General features: G+C 74.5%; 20 protein-coding genes. 10 read left to right on the plus strand and 10 right to left on the minus strand.

Features of this window, described 5'->3' with window-relative positions:
* Window positions 1-16: 16 nt before the first annotated feature.
* The 3 genes from ACLQ20_RS01130 to pruA form a co-directional block, all read right to left on the minus strand.
* Entirely contained in the window at window positions 17-532 is a 516-nt protein-coding gene (locus ACLQ20_RS01130) for a PadR family transcriptional regulator (protein ID WP_132233606.1), read from the minus strand.
* Window positions 533-649: 117 nt separating this feature from the next.
* A complete protein-coding gene (locus ACLQ20_RS01135) occupies window positions 650-1,453 on the minus strand; it encodes a tryptophan 2,3-dioxygenase (RefSeq protein WP_327030554.1) in 804 nt (267 codons plus the stop codon).
* A 97-nt stretch (window positions 1,454-1,550) separates the two neighbouring features.
* Window positions 1,551-3,179 carry an L-glutamate gamma-semialdehyde dehydrogenase gene (gene pruA, locus ACLQ20_RS01140; RefSeq protein ID WP_151456886.1) on the minus strand — a complete coding sequence of 543 codons (1,629 nt, stop codon included), beginning with the start codon at window positions 3,177-3,179 and terminating at the stop codon, window positions 1,551-1,553.
* A gap of 251 nt (window positions 3,180-3,430) precedes the next feature.
* Here pruA and ACLQ20_RS01145 point away from each other — a divergent pair, with 251 nt between their 5' ends.
* Window positions 3,431-4,582 (plus strand): hypothetical protein, encoded by a 1,152-nt coding sequence (locus ACLQ20_RS01145; protein WP_425853923.1) that lies wholly within the window; start codon window positions 3,431-3,433, stop codon window positions 4,580-4,582.
* Between the two features lie 71 nt (window positions 4,583-4,653).
* Here the strand turns inward: ACLQ20_RS01145 and ACLQ20_RS01150 are convergent, their stop codons facing one another.
* Window positions 4,654-5,163, minus strand: a complete 510-nt coding sequence (locus tag ACLQ20_RS01150; RefSeq protein ID WP_132233598.1) for a DUF6912 family protein — start codon at window positions 5,161-5,163, stop codon at window positions 4,654-4,656.
* 163 nt (window positions 5,164-5,326) lie between these two features.
* Between ACLQ20_RS01150 and ACLQ20_RS01155 the strand changes: the two genes are divergently transcribed.
* Together ACLQ20_RS01155 and ACLQ20_RS01160 are read left to right on the plus strand one after the other, a co-directional pair.
* Window positions 5,327-5,608 carry a helix-turn-helix domain-containing protein gene (locus tag ACLQ20_RS01155; protein ID WP_192581584.1) on the plus strand — a complete coding sequence of 94 codons (282 nt, stop codon included), beginning with the start codon at window positions 5,327-5,329 and terminating at the stop codon, window positions 5,606-5,608.
* A gap of 104 nt (window positions 5,609-5,712) precedes the next feature.
* A complete protein-coding gene (locus ACLQ20_RS01160; protein ID WP_151457260.1) occupies window positions 5,713-6,309 on the plus strand; it encodes an Rv3235 family protein in 597 nt (198 codons plus the stop codon).
* 223 nt (window positions 6,310-6,532) lie between these two features.
* On the opposite strand, the gene secA is transcribed toward ACLQ20_RS01160, so the two are convergent.
* Window positions 6,533-9,454, minus strand: coding sequence for a preprotein translocase subunit SecA (secA, locus tag ACLQ20_RS01165; protein ID WP_151457259.1), 2,922 nt, complete (start codon window positions 9,452-9,454; stop codon window positions 6,533-6,535).
* A gap of 160 nt (window positions 9,455-9,614) precedes the next feature.
* On the opposite strand from secA, the gene ACLQ20_RS01170 reads away from it, so the two are divergent.
* Window positions 9,615-10,778: a GNAT family N-acetyltransferase gene (locus tag ACLQ20_RS01170; protein ID WP_327030551.1), complete on the plus strand. Its 1,164-nt coding sequence runs from the start codon at window positions 9,615-9,617 to the stop codon at window positions 10,776-10,778.
* Window positions 10,775-11,884, plus strand: coding sequence for a GNAT family N-acetyltransferase (locus ACLQ20_RS01175; protein ID WP_327030550.1), 1,110 nt, complete (start codon window positions 10,775-10,777; stop codon window positions 11,882-11,884). The genes ACLQ20_RS01170 and ACLQ20_RS01175 overlap by 4 nt, the downstream gene beginning before the upstream one ends.
* 123 nt (window positions 11,885-12,007) lie before the next feature.
* Here the strand turns inward: ACLQ20_RS01175 and hpf are convergent, their stop codons facing one another.
* The 5 genes from hpf to mtrA form a co-directional block, all read right to left on the minus strand.
* A complete protein-coding gene (hpf, locus tag ACLQ20_RS01180; RefSeq protein ID WP_151457608.1) occupies window positions 12,008-12,640 on the minus strand; it encodes a ribosome hibernation-promoting factor, HPF/YfiA family in 633 nt (210 codons plus the stop codon).
* Between the two features lie 249 nt (window positions 12,641-12,889).
* Entirely contained in the window at window positions 12,890-13,594 is a 705-nt protein-coding gene (locus ACLQ20_RS01185) for a ComF family protein (protein ID WP_151457607.1), read from the minus strand.
* Between the two features lie 5 nt (window positions 13,595-13,599).
* Window positions 13,600-15,396, minus strand: a complete 1,797-nt coding sequence (locus ACLQ20_RS01190; RefSeq protein WP_425853924.1) for an LpqB family beta-propeller domain-containing protein — start codon at window positions 15,394-15,396, stop codon at window positions 13,600-13,602.
* Window positions 15,393-17,180: an MtrAB system histidine kinase MtrB gene (gene mtrB, locus ACLQ20_RS01195; RefSeq protein ID WP_327030547.1), complete on the minus strand. Its 1,788-nt coding sequence runs from the start codon at window positions 17,178-17,180 to the stop codon at window positions 15,393-15,395. Before mtrB ends, ACLQ20_RS01190 begins: the two co-directional genes overlap by 4 nt.
* A 12-nt stretch (window positions 17,181-17,192) precedes the next feature.
* Window positions 17,193-17,882, minus strand: coding sequence for an MtrAB system response regulator MtrA (gene mtrA / locus ACLQ20_RS01200; RefSeq protein ID WP_089001893.1), 690 nt, complete (start codon window positions 17,880-17,882; stop codon window positions 17,193-17,195).
* A 198-nt stretch (window positions 17,883-18,080) separates the two neighbouring features.
* Between mtrA and ACLQ20_RS01205 the strand changes: the two genes are divergently transcribed.
* From ACLQ20_RS01205 to ACLQ20_RS01225, 5 genes are read left to right on the plus strand one after another with little or no spacing between them, the layout of a single operon-like run.
* Window positions 18,081-18,923 (plus strand): hypothetical protein, encoded by an 843-nt coding sequence (locus ACLQ20_RS01205; RefSeq protein WP_151457048.1) that lies wholly within the window; start codon window positions 18,081-18,083, stop codon window positions 18,921-18,923.
* Complete coding sequence (locus ACLQ20_RS01210; protein ID WP_151457047.1) at window positions 18,920-19,486, plus strand: DUF4129 domain-containing protein; 567 nt, start codon at window positions 18,920-18,922, stop codon at window positions 19,484-19,486. Before ACLQ20_RS01205 ends, ACLQ20_RS01210 begins: the two co-directional genes overlap by 4 nt.
* Window positions 19,483-20,940, plus strand: a complete 1,458-nt coding sequence (locus ACLQ20_RS01215) for a DUF4350 domain-containing protein (RefSeq protein ID WP_425853925.1) — start codon at window positions 19,483-19,485, stop codon at window positions 20,938-20,940. Before ACLQ20_RS01210 ends, ACLQ20_RS01215 begins: the two co-directional genes overlap by 4 nt.
* The gene (locus ACLQ20_RS01220; RefSeq protein WP_192581560.1) at window positions 20,937-21,929 is read left to right on the plus strand and encodes an AAA family ATPase; all 993 of its coding nucleotides are present in this window, start codon (window positions 20,937-20,939) and stop codon (window positions 21,927-21,929) included. The genes ACLQ20_RS01215 and ACLQ20_RS01220 overlap by 4 nt, the downstream gene beginning before the upstream one ends.
* Window positions 21,926-23,236: a DUF58 domain-containing protein gene (locus tag ACLQ20_RS01225; protein ID WP_425853926.1), complete on the plus strand. Its 1,311-nt coding sequence runs from the start codon at window positions 21,926-21,928 to the stop codon at window positions 23,234-23,236. Before ACLQ20_RS01220 ends, ACLQ20_RS01225 begins: the two co-directional genes overlap by 4 nt.
* Window positions 23,237-23,245 lie beyond the last annotated feature (9 nt).

Here is a 23,245-nt window from a genome sequence, read left to right on the forward strand (position 1 = left end):
GTGGGAGGCCCTGTGGTCAGGCGACCGGGGCGCTCTTCAGCCAGGACAGGGCGGCCTTGTGGTAGGCGACGGCGAACTCCAGCGCGCTGGCGTCGTACGCGTCGCCCTCCTTCTTGGCGTTCTTGACCTGCTCCCGGACCTTGGCCAGGGCCTCGGTGTGGTAGTCGTTGGCCGCGGCCTGGAGGTTCTTGAGCTGGCTGGCCGAGTGCAGCTCGCCGAAGGCGATCCGCAGGGCGATCGGGTTGCGGATGGTGTCCCGCCCCGGCTCCTCGGCAAGCCAGCGGGAGAATGTCCGTTTTCCCGCTGCGGTGATCGCGTACGGCTGGCTGGAGCGCGGGCCGGGCTTGCCCATCCGGACCAGGCCCCGCTCGGCCAGCACCGGCAGCTCCCGGTAGACCTGACTACGCGTCATCGACCAGTACGGCGCCAGTCGGCGCTCGGCGGCGGCCATCAACTGGCCACCTGTCATGGGGCCCTCGTGGAGCAGCCCGAGCAGGGCCGCCGCCGTGGGGTTGACTCCGGAATCCGCCATGCCCCTCACGCTGCCACTTTGCCGACGCGGCGTCCAGGATTTGGCATTTTCGCCACCCGGTCGGGTTCCTATGTGCACTGTCGGCGCGAGACAGTCCGCCAGGGAGGCGCGGAACGGTCACAGTCGGCTACGCAGCTCCCACAGCTCCGGGTAGAACCGGGTCTCCACCCGGGAGCGCAGGTATGCCCCACCGGCCGAGCCCCCGGTGCCGGGCTTCGTGCCGATCTGCCGCTCGGCCATGAGCACGTGCCGGGCCCGCCACAGCGAGAACGCCTGGTCGTGGGCGACCAGCGCCTCAGCGAGGTCCCACAGCGGCCCGAACCGCTCCCGGTCCCCGGCGATGGTGGCGTACGCCGCGAAGCGGGACTCATCCTCGGTGACGTCGAAACCGGCCCGGCCGAGCACGGCCAGGAAGCCGTCCCAGAGGCTCGGCTCGGCCAGCCGCCGCTCCAGGCGCTCCCGCTCGACGTCGGGCAGGCCTCGGAAGCGGCGCAGGTAGTCGGGGTCCTTCAGGCCGGAGAGGAACTCGATCTCCCGGAACTGGGCGGACTGGAAGCCCGAGGCCGGGGCGAGCTTGGTGCGGAAGGCCAGGAAGTCCTGCGGGGTCATCGTGTCGATCACGTCGACCTGACCGATCAGGACCCGTTCCACCACGTGGCAGCGCTCCAGCCGCACCCGGGGCAGGTAGGTCTCGCCGTCCAGCATCCGGTCCCGGGCGTCGGTCAGCTCGGAGAGCAGCAGCTTGAACCACAGCTCGTAGACCTGGTGGATGGTGATGAAGAGCAGCTCGTCGTGGGAGGCCGGGTCGGACTCCGGCACCTGGGCGGCCAGCAGGTCGGCCAGCCGCAGATAGTCGGTGTAGGTGAGCAGGCCACCCTGCTCGCCGAAGTGGGGATCCTGCGCGGGGGTGGGGTGGGTCACAGCGGCCACGGTACCGCCGCCGACCCACCCCCGCCCGCCGGCAAGGAAGGGCCCCTTCCGGTACGCGAGGCGCGCGGAAGGGGCCCTTCCCTGCACCTCAGCCCATGTGAGGGTAGGTGTGGTCGGTCGGCGCGACGAAGGTCTCCTTGATCGTCCGGGGCGACATCCACCGGACGAGGTTGTGCCAGGAGCCGGCCTTGTCGTTGGTGCCGCTGGCCCGGGCGCCGCCGAAGGGCTGCTGCCCGACCACCGCGCCGGTCGGCTTGTCGTTGATGTAGAAGTTGCCGGCGGCGTACCGCATCTTCTCGGCGACCGCGTCGACCACCCGGCGGTCCGTCGCGAAGATCGACCCGGTCAGGGCGTACGGCGCGATCGACTCGGCCTGGTTGACCACGTCGTCGAAGCGGCCGTCGTCGAAGACGTGCACGCCGAGGATCGGCCCGAAGTACTCGGTGGTGAACGTCTCGTGCGCCGCGTCGGTGCACTCGAACAGCGTGGGCCGGACGAACCAGCCGACGGAGTCGTCGGCGGTGCCGCCGGCGAGGACCCGGCAGGCGTCGTCGCCGGAGATCAGCTCCAGCGCGGCGCGGTGCCGGTCGAACGCCTTGGCGTCGATCACGGCGCCGCCGAAGTTGCCGAAGTCGGTGACGTCACCGTAGGTGAGGGACTCCGCGGTGGCGGCCAGCCGGTCGCGCAGCCCGCCCTCCCACAGCGACCGCGGGACGTACGCCCGGGACGCCGCCGAGCACTTCTGGCCCTGGTACTCGAAGGCGCCGCGGATCAGGGCGGTGTGCAGGGCGTCGACGTCGGCGCTGGTGTGCGCGACGACGAAGTCCTTGCCGCCGGTCTCGCCGACCAGCCGGGGGTAGCCCCGGTAGCGGGAGATGTTCTCGCCGACGGTCCGCCACAGGTGCTGGAAGACCTTCGTGGAGCCGGTGAAGTGGATGCCGGCCAGGTCCGGGTCGGCGAGCACCACGTCGGAGACCTCCTCGCCGCGCCCGGTGACCATGTTGATCACGCCGGGGGGCAGGCCGGCCGCCTCGAACAGCCGCATGGTGAAGTGCGCGGCGAACTGCTGCGTCGGGCCCGGCTTCCAGACCACGGTGTTGCCCAGCAGGGCCGGCGCCGAGGGCAGGTTGCCGGCGATGGCGGTGAAGTTGAACGGGGTGACCGCGTAGACGAAGCCCTCCAGCGGGCGGTGGTCGAAGCGGTTCCACACCCCCGGCGACGACATCGGCTGCGCCTCGAGCAGCTCCCGGGCGAAGTGCACGTTGAACCGGAGGAAGTCGATGAACTCGCAGGCCGCGTCGATCTCGGCCTGGATGACGGTCTTCGACTGGCCGAGCATGGTGGCCGCGTTCAGCGTGTCGCGCCACGGGCCGGCGAGCAGCTCGGCGGCGCGCAGGAAGATCGCGGCCCGCTCCTCGAACGGCAGGGCCCGCCACATTCCGGCGGCGTCCTTGGCGGCCTTCACGGCGGCGCGGGCGTCGTCGTGGGTGGCGTGTGCGGTGACGCCGAGCACGTGCGCGTGCCTGTGCGGCTGCACGACGTCGATCGACTCGCCGCCGGCCATCCGCTGCTCACCGGCGATGGTCATCGGCAGGTCGATCCGCTCGGCGGCCAGCTCGGTCAGCCGCCGCTGGAGCCGTTCCCGGTCGGCACTGCCCGGCTCGTAGTTGCGGACCGGCTCGTTGCGCGGCTCGGGTACGGAGAACACAGCGTCCATCAAGGCTCCTGGCGATCTCGACAGCGGTGGCGAAACCGGACCCGCGGGCACCGGCCGGGTGACCGGCGCCGAACGCCATGCCGGGTTGACCGGTCGCGGCAGCGGGACCTCTCCCGATTCTTCCACGCCCCACCCCCGGCCCTCCCACCCTGCGCGGGGCGGGCGACGGGGGCGGGCGTGGTGGACGCGTACGCTGGGTGGCCGGTGAACTGCCGGCCCACCGGGGCCGGGCGTCCGTCGGAGGGAAGACGATGACCAAGCAGCCCGGCAGCTCCGCAGCCGCGGAGTCGGACCGGTCGGCGCCGGCCGCCGACGAGGTTCCCGAGACGACGGACGCCGTCGGGGAAACCGCCACCGGCACGACGGACGCCGCCGGGAACACCGCCGCCGAAGCGCGGGACGCCACCGGCACCGCACCGGTGGACGAGACCGACGCGACCGGGACCGGACCCTCCGTCGACCCGCGGGGCGGGACGGCGCTGCCGCTCGCACCCGGTGCGCCCGTGCTGGCGCTCCTGGCGCTCGGGTGGCTGGCCGCGATGCTCTGGTCGACCCGCGAGGTGATCAGCTCCGCGGCGGCCGGGCTCACCGCCATCAGCCTCTCCGCGTTCGCCCTCCCGGGGGTGATCTCCGCGGCGCTGGTCGCCGGCGCCGGCTTCGCCCTCTTCGGTGTCGACCTGCTCGCCCGCCGGGGCAGCGAGCGGGTCACCCTGCGCTTCGTGGCGGCGATCGGCACCGGCCTGCTCGTCGGGCTCGCCGCCGCGTTCGCGATCAACCTGACGTACGCCGACAACGCGACCACCAACGTGATCGCCGCCACCACCGCCGCCGCCGCGACCGTCGGCGGGGCCGTCGCCGGCGCGCGTAGCGGATCCGTGGTCGGGGCCGTGGTGGCCGCCGCCCTCGGCACGCTGATCTTCGTGGTGGCCTTCAGTCGGGCCCGCGACCCGCTCTTCGACCTGTTCGGCGGCGGCGACGGTCAAGAGTCGCTGCTGAGCGCGGCCAAGTGGGTGTCCCGCACCGAGTCCCTGCTCGCCGGCCTGGTGGCCGGGCTGCTGGCCTTCGGGTACCTGACCCTGGCCCGCCGCCGGGCCGCCCGGCTCGACGCGGCGGCGCCCGCGCCCCGCTGGCCCGCCTACCTGCTGGCCGGCGCCGGCCCGGGCCTGCTCCTGATCGTCGCCGAGGTGATCATCCGGGTCGGCGGGCGGTCCCTGCTCGACCTGGCCGGGGCGCTGAGCGAGGCGGACGCGGTGGCCCAGACCTCGCTGGGCACCTCCCGGATCGACAACGCCATCTGGGTGCTCTTCGTGGGCGCCCTGACCGCGATGATCGCCTTCGGCCGCACCCTGGGGCCGGCCCACGCCGACGACGACGAGCCGGTCGAGGCCGCCCCCACCCGCTGACCTCGCGGCACCCGCCCCGCCCCCGCCGCGCCGGCACCGGCCGTCAGGCTGCGCAGGCGGCGCGCGGGAGGTCAGGAGGTGGCGCGGAGCAGCAGGTCCAGCTCGGTGACGTCGTACCACTCCAGCTCGTGGTCCTCGGCGCCGTCGACCGTGAACTGCGCGTCCGGGTCGCCGGCCAGGGCCTCGGTGACCGCCTCCGCCGCAGCGGACACGTCCTCGACCGCGTCGGCGCCGTCCACATGGACGGCCGCGACGGCGCCCACCGGCACGGGAGCGCTCAGCTCGACCGCGCTGGAGCCCAGCTCCCCGTCGCCCCGGCCCACGGCCGAGGCGGGCAGGTCGACCGAGACGACGATCCGGCGGCGGGGCGCGTCGGGGTCGGCCCGGAGCAGCTGCAACGCGTCCTGGGCGGCCCGGGTGAAGGCCACGTACTCCAGCTCCTCCTCGTCGCCCTCGGCGTACCACTCCCGCAGGGTGGGGGTCACTGCGTGCGCGGCGGCCACCGGCAGCCCGGCGCCGCGTAGGAGGGTCAGCATCGGGACGGTCGCCGGCACGTACACCCGGACAAGCTCCTCGGTCACCGGTCGTCTCCCCCGCTCAGGTCCCTGCGCCGGCTTCCGCCGGCCCCGGCCGATCATGCCCTATCGCCGTGACCGTCATACACCGCGCACCTTCTGCGGTGGAAGCGTCCCACCGGTGTGTCCCGGGGCGGGTCGGCGCAGGTCGCGCCCGGGCGGCTGGGCCATGTCGGCCGTCGGTGGCAAACTGAAGCAAACGACGCCAACCCCGGGGGTTTCCGTGGAGCCGAGGTTCCTGCTGCTCTCCGACGTGGCCACCGAGCTGAACGTGTCGGACTCGCAGGTCTACCACATGGTGCGCAGCGGCGAGCTGCCCGCGATCAAGATCGGCGGGCGCGGCCAGTGGCGGGTGGAACGCGCCCGGCTGGAGGAGTACATCGAGCGCAAGTACGCCGAGACGGCCGACTGGGTGCGGAGCAACCCGCTCGCCGACCGCGACCCGGAGTAACCGGTCCGATCCGCAGGGGCATTGACCGTGAGCTCTGCCGTGTCCGAGAATGGAGCCTGTCGAAGGCAAACGAAGGTAAACGCAAGATCGTGGGAGGTTCCCGGATGACCGATCACCGCCGACCCGGGCCGGCGCGCCCTCCCGTGCGGCTACGCCCCGCCCCCTCGTTCGAGCCGCCGTTCACCGACGACGACGCCGCCCACTGGCCGGCCCCGGGCCACGCCCAGCTCGTCCTCGACCTCTTCGAGTCGTCCCGACGCGACGCCGACCGGCCGCCCGGCCGACGACAGCGGCCGGTACCGACCGGCCCCGGCCGTCGGCCCGCCGCCCCGCTGCCACTGGACGCGCTGGTGACCGCCACCCCCGAGGCGACCCGGGCCGCGCACCGGTTCGTCCGCACCTGCCTGGAGGTGCTCAACGGCTACCGCTCGCCCGGGCAGCTCAGGCCGCTGCTCGACCCGGCGCGCGCGGCCGGGCTGCTGCCCGAGCTGGCCCGCGCCACCGCCCGCTCCGGCCCGCTCCGCCGCCGGTCGACCCGCCCGGCCGTACGCCTGCTCCGGCTGCGGGTCTGCGAACCGCGCACCGCCGCCGTCGAGGTGGCCGCGGTGCTCGCCGGCACGGGCGGGCGCACCTGGGCGATGGCGCTGCGCCTGGAGCACCGCCGGGGCAGCTGGCTCTGCACCGCCCTCCAGGTGCTCTGAGCCACCGGGCTCCGGCCACGACGTGCCGGGGTGCGGGCCGCGCATGGTGTCCACCCACGAGCCCGGGGCGGACCTGGTGCGCGCCGACCCGGCGGTCGCCGAGGTGCGCACGCCCGGCCCGGGTGGCCAGCCGCCCGGACGGCGGCCGAGACGGAAGCGAGCCGTGGTCCACGAGGACCACGGCTCGACTGCTCCGGCGGGCGCGCGCCCGCTCAGCTGCCGGTCACGCGCCGCCGTTGGGGGAGCCGTGGCAGCGCTTGTACTTCCGGCCGGACCCGCACGGGCACGGCGCGTTGCGGGACGGGCCGTTGCCGGCCTCCGCCTGCCCCGACGCCGCCCGCCGGTTGTTGCCGGCCGGGACGCCCGGACCGCGCAGACCCGACGCCGGCCGCTGCGGCGCCGCCGGGGCGGTCGTGCCGGGCGCGGCCGGGGCGGCCGGTGCCGGACGACCGACGCCCAGCGCGGGCGCCTGCTGCTCGGCGTGCTCGACGGCCACCGCACCGGCGCCGGCCTCGCCGTCGATGGTCGGCGCGGAGTATTGCAGGCCCTGCTGCTGCGGGGCCCGGCCCAGGCCCTTGGCCCGGATCTCGACCGGCTTGTCGAGCAGCTGGACCTCCTCGGCCTCGGGCTCCGGCTCGTTAACCTGGACCTCGAGGTTGTAGAGGAAGCCGACCGTCTCCTCCTTGATGCCGTCCATCATGGTGGCGAACATGTCGAAGCCCTCGCGCTGGTATTCCACCACCGGGTCGCGCTGGGCGTACGCCCGCAGGCTGATGCCCTCCTGGAGGTAGTCCATCTCGTAGAGGTGCTCGCGCCACTTGCGGTCGATGACCTGGAGCAGGACCATCCGCTCCAGCTGGCGGGTGCCCTCCTCGCCGAGCTGCTCCTCACGCCGGTCGTACGCGGCGTGCGCGTCCTCCTTGAGGCGGGAGAGCAGGAAGTCCGCGTCGATGCCGGCCCGCGAGCCGCCGGCCTCCTCCTCCAGCTCCTCGATCGTGATGCCCACCGGGTAGAGCTGCTTGAGGTTGGTCCAGAGCTGCTCCAGGTCCCAGTCCTCGCCGTAGCCGTCGGCGGTGGCCCCCCGCACGTACGCGTCGACGACGTCGTCGATCATGTTGCGGACCTGGTCGGAGAGGTCCTCGCCGTTGAGCACCCGCAGCCGCTCGGCGTAGATCACCTGGCGCTGCTTGTTCATGACCTCGTCGTACTTGAGGACGTTCTTGCGGATCTCGGCGTTCTGGCCCTCGATCTGGGCCTGCGCGCTCTTGATCTGCTTGGTGACCATCTTCGACTCGATGGGCACGTCCTCCGGGATGTTGAAGCGCTCCATGACCGCCTCGACGGCGCCGGAGCGGAAGCGCTTCATCAGCTCGTCCTGGAGGGAGAGGTAGAACCGGGACTCGCCCGGGTCACCCTGCCGGCCCGACCGACCGCGCAGCTGGTTGTCGATGCGCCGGGACTCGTGCCGCTCGGTGCCCAGCACGTAGAGGCCACCGGCGGCGGCGACCTCATCCGCCTCGGTGTCGCAGGCCTGCTTCCACTGGGGCAGGACCTCCTCCATCGCCTTGGCGTACTCCTCCTCCTGCTCGACCGGGTCGAGGCCGCGCTGGCGCAGCTCGTTGGCGGCGAGGAACTCGGCGTTGCCGCCGAGCAGGATGTCGGTGCCACGACCCGCCATGTTGGTGGCGACGGTGACGGCGCCCTTGCGGCCGGCCTGGGCGACGATCTCGGCCTCACGGGCGTGGAACTTGGCGTTCAGCACGGAGTGCGGGATGCCGCGCCGGCGCAGCAGCTGGGAGATGATCTCGGAATTCTCCACCGAGACGGTGCCGACAAGCACCGGCTGACCCATCGCGTGCCGCTCGGCGATGTCCTCCACCACGGCGTTGAACTTGGCCTTCTCGGTCTTGTAGATCACGTCCGGCCGGTCCTGGCGGACCATCGGCCGGTGGGTCGGGATCGTCACCACACCGACCTTGTAGACCTTGTTGAACTCGCCCGCCTCGGTCTGGGCGGTGCCGGTCATGCCGGAGAGCTTCTCGTAGAGGCGGAAGTAGTTCTGGAGGGTGATGGTGGCCAGGGTCTGGTTCTCCTGCTTGATCTCCACCCCCTCCTTGGCCTCGATCGCCTGGTGCATGCCCTCGTTGTAGCGGCGGCCGTGCAGGATGCGCCCGGTGAACTCGTCGACGATCAGGACCTCGCCGTCGCTGACGATGTAGTCCTTGTCGCGCTTGTAGAGCTCCTTGGCCTTGATGGCGTTGTTGAGGTAGCCCACCAGCGGGGTGTTGACCGACTCGTAGAGGTTGTCGATGCCCAGCCGGTCCTCGACCTTGGCCACGCCGCGCTCGGTGACGGCGATGGTGCGCTTGGAGTGGTCGACCTCGTAGTCGCCCTCGCCGTCCTTGCCGGCCTGGAGCCGGGCCACGACGCCCGCGAACTCGCCGTACCAGCGGGCGGAGTGCTCGGCCGGGCCGGAGATGATCAGCGGGGTGCGGGCCTCGTCGATCAGGATCGAGTCGACCTCGTCGACCACCGCGAAGTTGTGGCCGCGCTGGACCAGCTCCTCCTTCGACCACGCCATGTTGTCGCGCAGGTAGTCGAAGCCGAACTCGTTGTTGGTGCCGTAGGTGATGTCGCACTCGTAGGCGGCCCGGTGCTCGGTGGCCGGCCGGTTGGGCAGCACCACGCCGACGGTGAGGCCGAGGAACTCGTGCACCTGGCCCATCCAGGCGGCGTCCCGCTGGGCCAGGTAGTCGTTGACCGTGATGACGTGCACGCCGTTGCCGGAGAGCGCGTTGAGGTAGACCGGCATGACCGAGGTCAGGGTCTTGCCCTCACCGGTCTTCATCTCGGCGATGTTGCCGAAGTGCAGCGCCGCGCCGCCCATGACCTGGACGTCGTAGGGCCGCTGGCCGAGCACCCGGGCGGCCGCCTCGCGGCAGACCGCGAACGCCTCCGGCAGCAGGTCGTCGAGGGTCTCGCCGTCAGCGAGCCGCTCCTTGAACTGGTCGGTCATGCCGCGCAACTCTTCGTCGGTGAGGTTGACGTAGTCGTCCTCGATCGAGTTGACGGCGGCGGCGATGGCCTTGAGCCGGCGCACCATACGGCCCTCGCCCGCGCGGAGGACCTTTTCCAGAATCGACACGGATCAACGCTCCCCTAGACAGTCTCGAACCATCGTAGGCGCTCCATCGGCGCGATGGTCACTGGTGGCGGCCCTCCGAGCCGGCGAAACCGACATAACACGCCCGACTCACGCCGCCCCGCCGAAATCCGGTTACGCCGTCCGCGAACGGTCCGGCACGATGGCTCGGGTGGAACCTGTCGAGATCACCGAGGACGGCCTGTTGCTGCGACCCTGGCGGGCGACCGACGCCGACGCGGTACACCGGGCGTGCCAGGACCCGGACATCCAGCGCTGGACCACCGTACCGCGCCCGTACCTGCCCGGACACGCGCACCGGTTCGTGACCGAGGTGACCCCGGCGGACTGGGCGACGGGCGCCGGGGCGCCGTTCGCGGTCTGCGACGCCGCCACCGGCGAACTGCTCGCCTCCTGCGGGCTCGTCTCGATCGACACCGGCCTGCGCTCCGGAGAGATCGGCTACTGGACCGCGCCCTGGGCCCGGGGCGCGGGCGTGGCCGTCCGGGCCAGCCGGGCCGTCGCCCGCTGGGCGTTCGACGCGCTGGAGCTGCGCCGGCTGATCTGGCAGGCCGAGGTGGGCAACCACGCCTCCCGCCTGGTGGCGCTCCGGGCGGGCTTCCGCGTCGAGGGCCGGCTGCGGCTCGCCGACCCCGCCCCCGGCGGCAGCGCGGAGGGCTGGATCGGCTCCCTGCTCCCCGGCGAGGTGCCCGCCCCCGGGGAGACCGGTCCGGCCGGGCCGGGCACCCTGGAGGCCCGTCGCGCCGCCGTCTTCGGCGGGCCCCAGCCCGTCCTCTTCGCCACGGCCGGCGCCACCGAGTTGCGGCTGCGCCCGATGGAGGAGCGCGACCTGCCCGCGATCGTCGACACCTGCCGCGACCCGCAGACCGTCCGCTGGACCAGCGTGCCCGACCCGTACGAGCGGGCGGACGCCGAGTCGTACCTGCACTTCGGCCGTGGCACCTGGGCGGGCGGCACCAGCGCCTGCTTCGTGGTCGCCGACGCCGAGGACCGGTACGTCGGCACGATCGACCTGCGGCTCTCTTCCGCCGACCCGCTGCTGGCCGACGTCGGCTTCATGGCCGCCCCCGCGGCCCGGGGCCGGGGCTACCTGTCGGCCGCGCTGACCGCGCTCAGCGCCTGGGGCTTCACCACGCTGGGCCTGGCCCGGATCGAGTGGCGGGCCAACGTCGGCAACACCGCCTCCCGTCGGGTCGCCGAGAAGGCCGGCTTCACGGTCGAGGGCGTCGCCCGGGGCGGGCTCACCCACCGCGACGAGCGGGTGGACGTCTGGGTCGGCGCGCTGCTCGCCGGGGACCTGACGTGACGCCCGAGGTGATCGAGGCCGACGGGGTGCGGCTGCGGCAGTTCCGCCCCGCCGACGTCGCCGACCTGGCCGCCGGCTGCGGCGACCCGGTCAACCTGCGGTTCAACCCCGGCATGCCGCAGCCGTACACCGAGGCCGACGCCCGCTGGTGGATCACCGAGGGCGCCCCGGCGGCCTGGGCCACCGGCGGGGCCGCGTACGCCATCGCCGACCGGACCACCGACCGGCTGGTCGGCGGCGCGGGCATCGGCCAGGTCGTGCCGCCGCGCCGGCAGGCGGAGGTGGGTTACTGGGTCGCGCCGTGGGCGCGGCGGCGCGGGATCGCCAGCGCCGCGACGCGGGCCCTGGCCGACGCCGCGCTGCGCCACGGCGTCGACCGGCTGGAGCTGATGACCCACGCCGAGAATCCGGCCAGCCAGCGGGTGGCGCTCGCCGCCGGCTTCACCCACGAGGGGGTACGCCGGTCGGCCGGCCAGCTGCGCGGCGGCGGCCGGACGGACCTGCTCGCGTGGGTACGCCTCGCCGACGACCCGCCCGGTCCCGCCCCCCGGCTCCTGCCGGACCTGCCCGACGGCCGGCTCACCGACGGCGTGGTGACCCTGCGCCGGCTCGGCCCGGACGACGTCGACGTGATGTACCGCCTGCACACGCGGCCGGAGGTGGTGGCGAACCAGGCCCCGCCGGTGCCGCCGACCCGGGCGGCCGTCGAACGGCGTTGCCTGCTGGCCGAGAGCGCGTGGCTCACCGGCGCCATCGCCCGGCTGCTGATCGTCGACGCGGTCACCGGCGAGCCGGCGGGCAGTTGCGGGCTCAGCCTCTCCGACCCGGTGGCCGGTGAGGGCTCGGTCGGCTACGCGCTGCTGCCCGACCAGCGGGGACGCGGGCTGGCCACCAGGGCGGTGCGGCTCCTGGCCGGCTGGGCGTTCGGTCCGGCCGGGATCGCCCGGCTGGTCGCCGGCACCGTGCCCGACAACACCGACTCGCACGGGGTGCTGGAGCGGGTGGGATTCCGCCGGGAGGGCCTGCTGCTCGGGCGGCTGCCGGGACTGGCCGGCAGCCGCACCGACGACCTGGTCTTCGGGCTGCTCCCCGACGAACTCCGCTGACCCGCCCGCCCGCCCGGATCCGGCGCCGGGCGCCCCGGGCGGCGTCGATCTCGGGCGCCCGGCGGGACTCCCCGCCCCGGGCGGCCGTGGTGGCGGGTGGGCCGCCACCACGGCGCCGGAGGGTCAGACGGCGAGGGAGATGATTCCGTAGTCGTAGGCGTGCCGCCGGTAGACGACGCTCGGGCGGCCGGACTCCTTGTCCTGGAACAGGTAGAAGTCGTGGCCGACGAGTTCCATCTGGAACAGGGCTTCGTCGACGGTCATCGGCTCGGCGGGGTGCACCTTCTCCCGCGCGATGTGCCAGGGCTGGTCGTGTTCCTCCTCCTCGACCCGTTCGGCGACGGCGGTGGCCGTCCCGGCGCCGTCGGGGGACGCGCCCAGCGGCGCGTCGAGGCCGGCCACCGGCAGGCCGGCGGTGGCGGCGGCGACGGAGAGCGGCGCGTGCCGGCCCCGGTGGACGCGGCGACGGTCGGCCGCCCGGCGCAACCGGGTGTCCAGCTTGGCGATGGCCGCGTCGAGCGCGCTGTAGAAGTCGTTCGTGCAGGCCTCCGCCCGGATCACCGGGCCACGGGAAACGCAGGTGATTTCGACGCGCTGGCAGTGGTCGGCCTGGCGCGGATTGCGCTCGTGGAACAGCTCCACATCGACACGAATAAGTTTATGGTCGTAGCGTTCGATCTTCGCGAGTTTCTCCGCCACGTGCACCCGGTAATGATCCGGCACTTCGACGTTACGGCCCTTGACCACGATGTCCATGTGACCTCCCTAGTTCGGACGGTCGTTCGTTCCGGCATCCGGTCGCGCGCCCCTGGGGGAGGCCCCACTCGGCGTCGACCGGTCAGTGCGGCTACGCCTCCTTTCACCACCGGGGGTGGATGGAAACACCTCCTACCCCCGACACGAAAACGCTAACTCCTGTTCGCCCGACAGTCACCCCCGGTCGCCGGGACAGCCAACAATTTTTCACAGCTCATACACCAACGGGTGAAACGGAAACACGCACCGTCACAAAGTGCGCCGTCGCTCGGTCGCGGCGAGCACTGCGGCGACCGTCGGTGACAGTCCGCTCGCGGTCAGCGCCCGCCCCACCGCGGCGAGGGTGGACCCGGTGGTCAGGATGTCGTCGAGCACCACCACCGCCGCCCCGTCGGGCGCAGACGGGACCCGCGGGCGGACCCGGAAGGCCGCCTCGGCCGCCGCCGCCCTGCCGGCGCTGTCCAGCGTCACCGAGTCGGGGCGGGGCAGGGCCCGCAGCGGCCGCCGCACCCGCACCGGCCAGCCCGCCCGGCGCAGCCGGTCCGCGCAGTGCCGGGTCAGCCGGCCGAGGTGGTCGCCGTACCGGGCGCGGGCCGCCGCCGCGGTGTCCGGCACCGGCACCAGCGTCACCGGGCGGACCCCGCCCACCGCCGCCGCCACGACCTCGGCGAGCAGCGCCCCCAGCGGCCGGGCCAGCCCGTGCCGGCCGTGGTCCTTGTACGCCAGCAGCGCCTCCCGCAGCGGGCCCGCGTACGGGCCGAGGGCGACGCAGGGCGGCAGGTCGGGCGGGGCGGGAGTGGGTCGTACGGCCCGGGGGCGCAGCGCGCCGAGCACCGCCACGCACTCCGGGCAGACGCCGTGCCGAAGCCCCGGCCGGCGCTCGCGGCAACCGGCGCACTCCACGGGCAGCACCAGGTCGGTGAGGTCCGCCCAGAGCCCGCCGAGATCCCGCACGGAGATCAGTAGAGGAAGAAGGGGGCGGTCGGGTTGCCGGCGCGCGCCCCGGCCGACGGCGGCGTGACCTCCTGCACCTGCTGCGGCTGGATCCGCTCGAACGGGCTGCTGCGGTACGCGACCCCGTTCGCCTCGTACATCGCGGCGCCGAGGCGACCCACCGCGTTCGCCGGGTACGCGGCGAGGTGCGTCACCCGGGCGCCGATCTTGTCCTCCAGCCGGCTCTCCCGGGCGCCGTCCACGCTGACCTCGTAGACCGCTGGGCGACCGACCGCGCCCGCGAGGACCAGGGTGTTCTCGCCGTACCAGTCGACGGCCGACAGGCTGGTCAGCCGGGTGTGCAGCCGACGGGCCGGGCCGGGGGTCGCCCCCGCGCCGTCGGGGCTGAGTGCGGCGACGTAGAGCGCGCCCCCGGCGATGACGGCGATCCGGTGGCCGTCCAGCGAGGCCGCCACGGCGGTCACCGGGCCGGGTACGCCCAGCGGCACGGCGGTGAGCTGCGCCTGGGCGTCGAAGCGGTACAGGCTCCCGTCGGCGACCACGAGCCCGGCCGGCTGCCCCCGGTACGTGGAGCGCAGCCAGACCGGCTGGCCCATGGCGGCGTACCCCTTGGCGCTGCGGGTGAAGGCGGCCACCGGGTCGGTGCCGGTGCCGACGTAGAGCCACTGGCGGTTGGCGTCGGAGACCACCAGCGCCGCCAGGATCTGGTTGTCGGCGCGGCTGATCCCGGCGGAGACGACGTTCCGGTTCGCCTTGGGGTCCACGGGCACCGGGCCGGTCGGCTCTCCCGGGTAGGCCAGCGGGTGGACGGCGCCCTCGTAGACGCAGAACCGCTGGAAGCTCTCCGGGAGCTGGTACACCGGGCGGTCCAGGCGGCGCCGTTCCAGGTCGGGGATGAACTCCTGGGACTGGTTGCGGATCTTGATTTCGAGCGGCCCGTCGAGGTCCGACAGCGACCAGGCGAGCTGCGTGCCGAGCTGCTCCAGCCGGGCCTTGTCCTCCGGCATCTCCAGGTCGACCTCCCAGCGACCGTCCGTCCGGGTGGCGTTGTTGATCAGGCGGGTGCCGTCCGGCAGCCGGCGCACGGCCGTGCCGAGCCAGGCCGAGGGCCCGGCGGTCAGCCACTTGACCACCTCGCTGACCCGCCGCTCGTCCGGCACGGCGAGCGGAAGGTAACGCTGGTCGGGGACGAGGCGGGTGCGGTCGTTGTTCCAGAAGTAGATCGTCCGGCTCTGGTAGTACGTCTCCAGGGCGTCGACGCTGAGCAGCAACGCGGTCGGCGGGTTCGCCACGTAGAGGCCTCCGTCCGCCACGCCCTCCTGCCCGGGCTGGCTGCGCAGCTCGAAGGTGTAGGTCGTGGTGCTCGTCTCCGGCGGGGCCAACGTGCCGTCCGTGCGCAGCTGCCCGACCTGCTGCACCTTGAGGGTGACCTCGGTCCGGTCCGGGGCGTAGACGGGCACCGGCTCCTCGGTGAGCCGGACGACGGCCAGCGTGACCTCGCTGCCCTGCTTGGTCTGGAGGCGGTCGCGGTCCGCCGGCACGATGAACTGCCGGACCCGCTGGTACGCCCCGTCCGGTTCGCCGGCCGCGGCGGAGAGGAAGTTCTGGACGAACTGCTCGGCGTCGGTGCCGGCCGCGCTCCGGCTCGGGGGCTCGCCCCGGCTGCCGCTGGTCGAGCCGCCCTCCGCCGCCGGCCCCGGCCCGTCCACCCTGACCTCGGTGTTCTCCGGGATGCCGCAGCCGGCCACGCCGCCCAGCAGCAGCGCGCCGCCGAGCAGGCCGGCGAGCAGTCGACGCCTCACGACCCCACCTCCGCGTGCCCCCCGTTGCCCGGCCGGCGCGGACCGACCGGCAGCGCGCCGTCGGTGCCCGGGCCGATCGTGAGTGTGCCCCCGGTGCCGGGACCGATGGCCAACAGCCCGCCCGCTCGGGGCCCGCCGAAGGGCAGCGTGGCGTCGGCCGGGACCAGCCGCAGCGGCGAGGTGGTCAGCCGGTCGCCGGCCCGCGACGGCAGGGTGAGCCGGAACTGGGCGCCCTGCCCGGGCGCGCCCCACGCTTCCAGCCAGCCGCCGTGCAGCCGGGCGTCCTCCAGGCTGATCGACAGGCCCAGCCCGGTGCCGCCGGTCTGCCGGGCCCGGGACGGGTCGGCCCGCCAGAAGCGGTTGAACACCAGCTTCTCCTCGCCCGGCTTGAGCCCCACCCCGTGGTCGCGGACGGTGATCGCCACCGCCGTGTCGTCCACCCCGAGCGTGATCAGCACCGGCTTGGCCTCGCCGTGCTCGACGGCGTTGCCGACCAGGTTGCGCAGCACCCGCTCCACCCGTCGGGGGTCCACCTCGGCGATCACCGGGGTGCCGGGGACGTCCAGCTCGATGGCCACCCCGACGCGCTCGGCGAGACCCGCCAGGCGGTCGGCCACCCGGTGCACGACCGGCACCAGGTCGGTCGGCTCGGAGTCCAGCATGGCGAAGCCGGCGTCGAAGCGGCTGATCTCCAGCAGGTCGGTGAGCAGCTCCTCGAAGCGGTCCAGCTCGGCCTGGAGCAGCTCGGCGCTGCGGGCCACCGCCGGGTCGAAGTCGTCCCGCTCGGCGAAGATCAGGTCGGCGGCCATCCGGACCGTGGTCAGCGGCGTGCGCAGCTCGTGCGAGACGTCGGAGGTGAAGCGGCGTTGCAGCCGGGACATCTCCTCCAGCCGCAGGATCTGCCGTTGCAGGTTGGTCGCCATCTGGTTGAACGACGCGGCGAGCAGGGCCAGGTCGTCCTCGCCGTTGACCACCATCCGCTGGTCGAGCAGGCCGGCGGAGAGCCGCTGGGCCGTGCGGGCGGCCACCCGTACCGGGGTCACCACCAGCCGGGTGACCAGGCCGGCGAGCAGGGCGAGCAGGAGCACCAGGGCCGCTCCGGTGGCGGCCACGGTGCCCCGTACGTCGGCGGCCGTGGTGTCCTGCCGGGCCAGCGGCACGAGGTAGTAGAGCTCCACCTGGCCGAACCGGGTCGGCACCGGCGAGCCGTAGACCAGGTACTTCGTACGCTCCTCGCCGAGGCGCCCGGTGCGGATCTGGCTGGCGACCTTGCCCCCGGCGACGGTCTCGCGCAGCTCCCGGCTGATCAGCGGGCGGACGTTGACCGCGGGCGAGGACCGGGGCTGGATGGCCCCGGTGTGGTTGTCGGCGGTGAGCGCCACGATGACGCCGGTGGTCTGCTGCGGGTCACCGCCGGCCAGGTAGTTGACCGTGCCGTCGATGGTCTCCTGGAGCTGCCCCTCCTGCGGCTGGTTGTAGAGGCCGAACTGCTTCGCCGCGTAGTCCGCGCCGTTGCCCAGCCGGATCCGCACGTCGGTCTCGACGTTCTCCACCAGGATGCCGGTGATCTTGTCGGCGATCAGGTAGGCGAAACCGCCCACCAGCAGGCTCGACGCGACCAGTGTGATGGTCACCACCCGCAGCTGGAGCGACCGGCGCCAGCTCTGGTGCAACCCGGCGAGCAGACGCGCGGCCCGGCCGCTCACGCCACGCCACAGCTCCCGCGCGGCGACACGCCGGCGCGGAGCTGCCGTCGGGGGGTCCGGAATCGGGGAGGTGGCCACAGTGTGACCAGGCTATCCGGTGCCCGCCTTGTAGCCCACGCCCCGCACGGTGAGGATGATTTCCGGCCGCTCCGGATCCGGTTCGATCTTGGCCCGCAGCCGCTGCACGTGCACGTTGACCAGCCGCGTGTCCGCCGCGTGCCGGTAGCCCCAGACCTGCTCCAGCAGCACCTCGCGGGTGAAGACCTGGCGCGGCTTGCGGGCGAGCGCGACCAGCAGGTCGAACTCCAGCGGCGTCAGCTTCACCTCCTCGCCGTTGCGGCTGACGGTGTGCGCCGGCACGTCGATGGTGATCTGGTTGCCGGGCGGCCCGATGGTCAGCATCTCCGGGGCGACGTCCTCGCCCCGGCGCAGCCGCGCCCGCATCCGGGCGACCAGCTCCTTGGGCTTGAACGGCTTGACCACGTAGTCGTCGGCGCCGGACTCCAGGCCGAGCACCACGTCGACGGTGTCGCTCTTGGCGGTCAGCATGACGATCGGCACGCCCGACTCGGCCCGGATCGACCGCGCCACGTCGATGCCGCTCATGCCGGGGAGCATGAGGTCGAGCAGGACGATGTCGGGGCGGTTCTCGCGGAACGCGGCCAGCGCCCGCTCCCCGTCGGCGACGAAGGAGGGCAGGAATCCCTCGCTGCGCAGGACGATGCCGAGCATCTCGGCGAGCGCGGGGTCGTCGTCGACCACCAGTACCCGGGCTCTCATGGGGTTAATGTTTCCATCCCCTTCAGTTGGTGGGATCCCCGTCACCCGGCACGGTACTGCCGTGGGACGTCGCCGCCCAGCAACAGGTGCCCGGCGTCGCCGCCCCGACGTGCGGGTCCACCCGATCGGAACGGGCGTGTCACCATGATCCCCGCGTGCGCCGTCACGCGCCACCGCCGTCCGTCCCCAGGAGTACGCGTGCCCGACGCCGGCCCGACTGCCGTGCTTCCGCGCCGCCCCCTCACGGTCGGCGAACTGCTGGACTCCGCGGTCCTGCTGCTGCGTGGCCAGGCCCGGGTGCTGGTGCCGGTCGCCCTCGTACTGGCCGTGGCCGAACAGCTCCTGCTGCACCCGCTGCGGCTCGCCGCCGACACGGCGCCACCCGCCTGGCTGCCGGAGTTCGGGCGGTTCGGCGCGTACTGGCTGCTGCTGGCGGTGGGGGCGGCGACCGAGGCGGTGATCGTCCTGCTGCTCGGAAATCCTGCCGCCCGGGCCGCCGGGGCCGCCCTGTTCGGCCGCGCGCCGGGCCCCCGGGAACTGCTCCGCCCGGCCGGCGCGCGCTGGGGCGCCACCGCGCTGCTCGCCGTCCTCGTCGGCGTGGTGATGTGCGGGGTCGCGCTGTTCGGGCCGGCGTGGATCGTCGGGTTCGCCCTGCTCGGCGCCGTGGCGCCGGCGCTGGTCGTCGACCGGGTGCATCCGCTGCGCGCCCCGCTGCGCGCGGCCGCCCTGGCCGTCCGCGGCGCCGGCCGGGCCGGCTGGATCCGGCTGCTCGGCTACCTCGTGTGGTGGATCGTGCGCGTCGGCCTCGGCGTCGGCGTCTACGTCGGGCTGGACTCGTTCGACCTCGTCGACCGCGCCTGGGCCGGGTGGCTTTCGCTGGCCGTCTGGGCGGGCGTGAACAGCGTCGCCTACCCGGCCCTGGCCTGCCTGGACGCGGTGCTGCACCTGGAGACCCGGATGCGTACCGAAGGGCTGGACATCCGGTTGTCCCGGGCCCGGCCGGGCACGCCGGAGACCGTGCTGCTGGCGGCCGGGCGATGAGCCTCAGCCGGTGGTGGACCGAGACCACGGCGGCGCTCGGCGACCGGGTGCCGCTGACCCTGGTCGCGCTGCTGCTGGTGCTCGCCGCGGTGCTGGTCGCGGTCGGCTGGTACACGTTCCCGGCCTGGGTCCCCCGGCGGTTGCCCCGGCTGCGTCGACGCCGCCGGGAGACCGCGCCGCCGGACGCCCCGCCGCCGGTCGTCCCCGCGCCCCGCGAGCCCGAGCTGCCGGCCGCCGCGTACGTCTCCCTCGCGGACCGGTTCGCCGCCGAGGGCCGGTACGCCGAAGCCGTCCGGGAGCGGCTGCGCGCGATGGTCCGGGAGCTGACCGCCCGGCGCGTGGTGCAGCCGCAGCCCGGCATGACCGTCGCCGAGCTGGTGCGGGCCGCGACGGACACCCGGCCCCAGGTGGGTCCACCGCTGAGCGCCGCCGGCGCGATCTTCTCCGAGCTCTGGTACGGCCAGCGCCCCGCCTCCGTCGAGCACGACCACCGGATGCGGGAGCACGCCGCCGACCTGGACCGGCTGCTGACCGGGCGACCCGAGGACGGGCCACGACCATGAGCGCACAGGCCACCGCCGTACCACCGGCGCCACGCGCGGACGTCGCCCCCCGGCGACGGCGCCGCCGGCACCGGCTGCTGATCCCGCTGGGCCTGGCCGCGGCGCTGCTGGCCACCACCCTGGTCACCCGCGCGGTCGACCAGCCCGACCCCGGCGACCGGGGATTCCTCTCGCCGGTCGCGACCGGGGACGACGGCGGCAGCCGGCTCGCCGACGCGCTGCGCGGGCAGGGTGTCACCGTGCAGCGGGAGACGGACACGCTGCGCGCCCTGCTGGCCGCGCGCGGCGGGGCTGCCACGCTCTTCGTGCCCGCGCCGGGGCTGCTGCACCCGGACACGGTCGGCGCGTTGGACTCGCTGCCCTCGACCACCAGGCTGGTGCTGGTGGACCCGTCGCGACGGGTCCTGGAGGCGGTGAGGCTGCTGCCGGTGCAACCGGCCGGTCGCCGGTGGGCCGCGCAGGCCGTGGGGCCGGACGCGCGGGGCCTGCCCTGCCCGCTGCCCGAGTTGCGGCAGCTCGGGCGGGTGGCGGTCGGGCTGCAGCGCTACGCGCTCGCCCCAGGCGCGTCGGCGCCCGTCCGGTTCTGCTTCGCCGACGGACTCGCCCTGCTGCCCCGGGTCCCCGAGAGCACCGTGGCGGTGGGCGCCAGCGATCCGTTCCGCAACGACCGGATCGACGAGTGGGACAACCGGGCGTTCGCCACCGCGCTGCTCGGCGGGCCCGGCCGGGTGGTGTGGCTCGACCTGGACGGCCCCGAACCCCCGCCGGTCTTCGGCGACGGCAGCAGCGGCAGCCCGGCCTGGTCGCCGACGCCGGGCGGCTCCACCGGGTACGGCGGCCCGGGAAGCGGCACCGGCACCGGCACCGGCGACGGGCGCCCCGGCGGCCCGGCTGACCCGGGCGGGGAGACCGACGACGACAGCGAGGGGCGGGGCGACAACCGGGCCGACAGGCCCGACCCGCCGAACCCGCTCTGGTCCGCCTTCCCCGGCTGGCTGTGGGCGTTGCTGGCCCAACTCGCCCTTGCCGCCCTGCTGGCCGCGCTCTGGCGGGCCCGCCGGCTCGGCCCGCCAGCGGTGGAGCCGCTGCCGGTCACGGTCCGCTCGGCGGAGACGGTGCTCGGCCGGGCGCGGCTCTACGAGAAGGCGGGTGCCCGGGACGCGGCCGCGCGGACGCTGCGGAGCGCCGCCCTGGACCGCCTGACGCCCCGGCTGCACCTGCCGCCGACCGCGCCGCCGACCGACGTGGCCGCTGCGGTCGCCGCCCGCACCGGCGACGACCCCCGGTGGACCGACGAGGTGCTGCACGGCACCGGGCCCGAGACCGACCAGGACCTGCTGGACCTGGCCCGCGCGCTGGACCGGCTGACCCGCGGCGCCGCCCCGCACGCCCCCGACGGACCGCCCCCGCCAGCCGCACCGCACCCGCACCGAGCCGAAGGAGACCCCCGGTGACCCGACCCGCCGGTACCGCCGAGCCGCCGACCATCGACCCCGTCGACCCCCGTGCCGCCCTGCACCGGCTGCGCGCCGAGGTCGCCAAGGCGGTCGTCGGGCAGGACGCGGTCGTCACCGGCCTGGTCATCGCCCTGCTCTGCCGCGGGCACGTGCTGCTGGAGGGCGTGCCGGGCGTGGCCAAGACCCTGCTGATCCGCACCGTGGCCACCGCCCTCGACCTGGGGTCCAAGCGGGTGCAGTTCACCCCGGACCTGATGCCGGGCGACGTCACCGGCTCGCTGATCTTCGACCCGCGCTCCGCCGCCTTCACCTTCCGCGAGGGGCCGGTCTTCACCAACCTGCTGCTCGCCGACGAGATCAACCGGACGCCGCCGAAGACCCAGTCGGCGCTGCTGGAGGTGATGGAGGAGCGGCAGGTCTCGGTGGAGGGCGAACGGCGGCCGCTGCCCGACCCGTTCATCGTCGCCGCCACCCAGAACCCGATCGAGTACGAGGGCACCTACCCGCTGCCGGAGGCGCAGCTCGACCGGTTCCTGCTCAAGCTCACCGTGCCGCTGCCCAACCGGGACGAGGAGCTGGGCGTGCTCCGCGCGCACCACGCCGGCTTCGACCCGCGCGACCTCACCGCTGCCGGCGTACGGCCGGTGGCCGACGCGGCCGACCTGGCGGCGGCCCGGGCGGCGGTCGGCCGGGTGCACGTGGCCGAGCCGCTCTTCGGCTACGTCGTCGACCTCTGCCGGGCCACCCGCAACACCCCGGCGCTGGAGCTGGGCGCCTCGCCCCGGGGCGCCACGGCGCTGCTCAACACGGCCAAGGCGTGGGCCTGGCTGGCCGGCCGCGACCATGTCGTACCGGACGACGTTAAGGCGGTCGCCCGGCCGACGCTGCGGCACCGGCTGCGGCTGCGCCCCGAGGTGGAGCTGGAGGGCGTCGGCGTGGACCAGGTGCTGGACACGGTGCTCGCCACCGTGCCGACGCCGCGATGACCTGGCGGGCGGCGCTCCTGCTGGCGGTCGGCGCGCTGACCCTGCCGGCCTGGCCGTCGCCGTTCGCCGGGCTGCTGGTGATGACCGGGGCGGTGCTGCTGCTGGTGCTGCTCGACCGGGCGCTGGCCGCGCCGCCGGGCGCGCTCACGGCCGCACGGCAGGGGGACCGCGCGGTCCGGCTCGGCGGCACCGCCACCGTCGCGCTGCTGCTGCACAACCCCTCCGGCCGTACGCTGCGGGCGCGCGTCCGCGACGCCTGGGTGCCCTCCGCCGGCGCCCGCCCCGACGTGCCGCCGGGACAGCTCGTGCGCGTCGAGCCGGGCGCGACGGTGGCGCTGCCCAGCCGGCTGACCCCGCTGCGGCGGGGCGACCGGCCGGCGGTGGCGCTGACCGTGCGTTCGTTCGGGCCGCTGGGGCTCGGGTTCCGGCAGCGCTCCGGGCGGCCGGCGACCCCGCCGTGGACGCTGCGCGTGCTGCCCCGCTTCGACTCCCGCCGGCACCTGCCGGAGAAGCTGTCCCGGCTGCGGGTCATCGACGGCACCCAGGTGAGCCGGGGGCGGGGCCAGGGCACCGAGTTCGACACCCTCCGCGAGTACGTGGTCGGCGACGACGTGCGCTCGATCGACTGGCGGGCGAGCGCGCGCCGCGCCGACGTGCTGGTGCGCACGTGGCGGCCGGAGCGGGACCGCCGGCTGCTGTGCGTGCTGGACACCGGACGGACGTCGGCGGTGCGGGTCGGCGACGAACCCCGGCTGGACACCGCGATCGACGCCGCGCTGCTGCTCACCGCCCTCGCCGCCCGCGCCGGCGACCGGGTCGACCTGCTCGCGGCCGACGCGGCGGTACGGGCCACGGTCACCGGCACCGGCGGGCCGGCCCTGCTCTCCCGGGTGGTGCACGCCCTCGCCCCGCTCCAGCCGACGCTGGTGGAGACGGACTTCGACCTGATCGCGGGCGAGTTGCTGCGCCGGCAGCGCCAGCGCAGCCTGGTGGTGCTCTTCACCGCGTTGGAGGCCGGCGCCCTCGGCGAGGGGCTGCTGCCGGTGCTCCCCCGGCTGGCCGCCCGGCACAAGGTGGTGATCGCGGCGACGCACGACCCGGTGCTGACCGCCCTCACCACCACCGTCCCGCAGCGCCCGGCGGACGCCTACGCCGCAGCAGCGGCCTGGCGCGCCCTAACCGAACGAGACCGGGTCCGGGTGGCTCTGGCCCGCCACGGCGTGACGGTAGTCGACGCCCCGGCGGGCCGCCTGGCCCCCACCCTGGCCGACACCTACCTCCGCCTAAAGTCCCTGGGCCAACTCTGACCCACCCCA

Source organism: Micromonospora sp. DT46 (genome assembly GCF_049841735.1).
Classification (GTDB): domain Bacteria; phylum Actinomycetota; class Actinomycetes; order Mycobacteriales; family Micromonosporaceae; genus Micromonospora; species Micromonospora reichwaldensis.

Excerpts from the sequence above, each read along its gene's own strand:
- pruA (WP_151456886.1), bottom strand. The coding sequence starts at position 3,179 with ATGGACGCTGTGTTCTCCGTACCCGAGCCGCGCAACGAGCCGGTCCGC.
- ACLQ20_RS01145 (WP_425853923.1), top strand. The coding sequence starts at position 3,431 with ATGACCAAGCAGCCCGGCAGCTCCGCAGCCGCGGAGTCGGACCGGTCG.
- ACLQ20_RS01155 (WP_192581584.1), top strand. The coding sequence starts at position 5,327 with ATGTCGGCCGTCGGTGGCAAACTGAAGCAAACGACGCCAACCCCGGGG.
- ACLQ20_RS01225 (WP_425853926.1), top strand. The coding sequence starts at position 21,926 with ATGACCTGGCGGGCGGCGCTCCTGCTGGCGGTCGGCGCGCTGACCCTG.
- ACLQ20_RS01210 (WP_151457047.1), top strand. The coding sequence starts at position 18,920 with ATGAGCCTCAGCCGGTGGTGGACCGAGACCACGGCGGCGCTCGGCGAC.
- hpf (WP_151457608.1), bottom strand. The coding sequence starts at position 12,640 with ATGGACATCGTGGTCAAGGGCCGTAACGTCGAAGTGCCGGATCATTAC.
- ACLQ20_RS01130 (WP_132233606.1), bottom strand. The coding sequence starts at position 532 with ATGGCGGATTCCGGAGTCAACCCCACGGCGGCGGCCCTGCTCGGGCTG.
- ACLQ20_RS01160 (WP_151457260.1), top strand. The coding sequence starts at position 5,713 with ATGACCGATCACCGCCGACCCGGGCCGGCGCGCCCTCCCGTGCGGCTA.
- ACLQ20_RS01215 (WP_425853925.1), top strand. The coding sequence starts at position 19,483 with ATGAGCGCACAGGCCACCGCCGTACCACCGGCGCCACGCGCGGACGTC.
- mtrA (WP_089001893.1), bottom strand. The coding sequence starts at position 17,882 with ATGAGAGCCCGGGTACTGGTGGTCGACGACGACCCCGCGCTCGCCGAG.
- ACLQ20_RS01170 (WP_327030551.1), top strand. The coding sequence starts at position 9,615 with ATGGCTCGGGTGGAACCTGTCGAGATCACCGAGGACGGCCTGTTGCTG.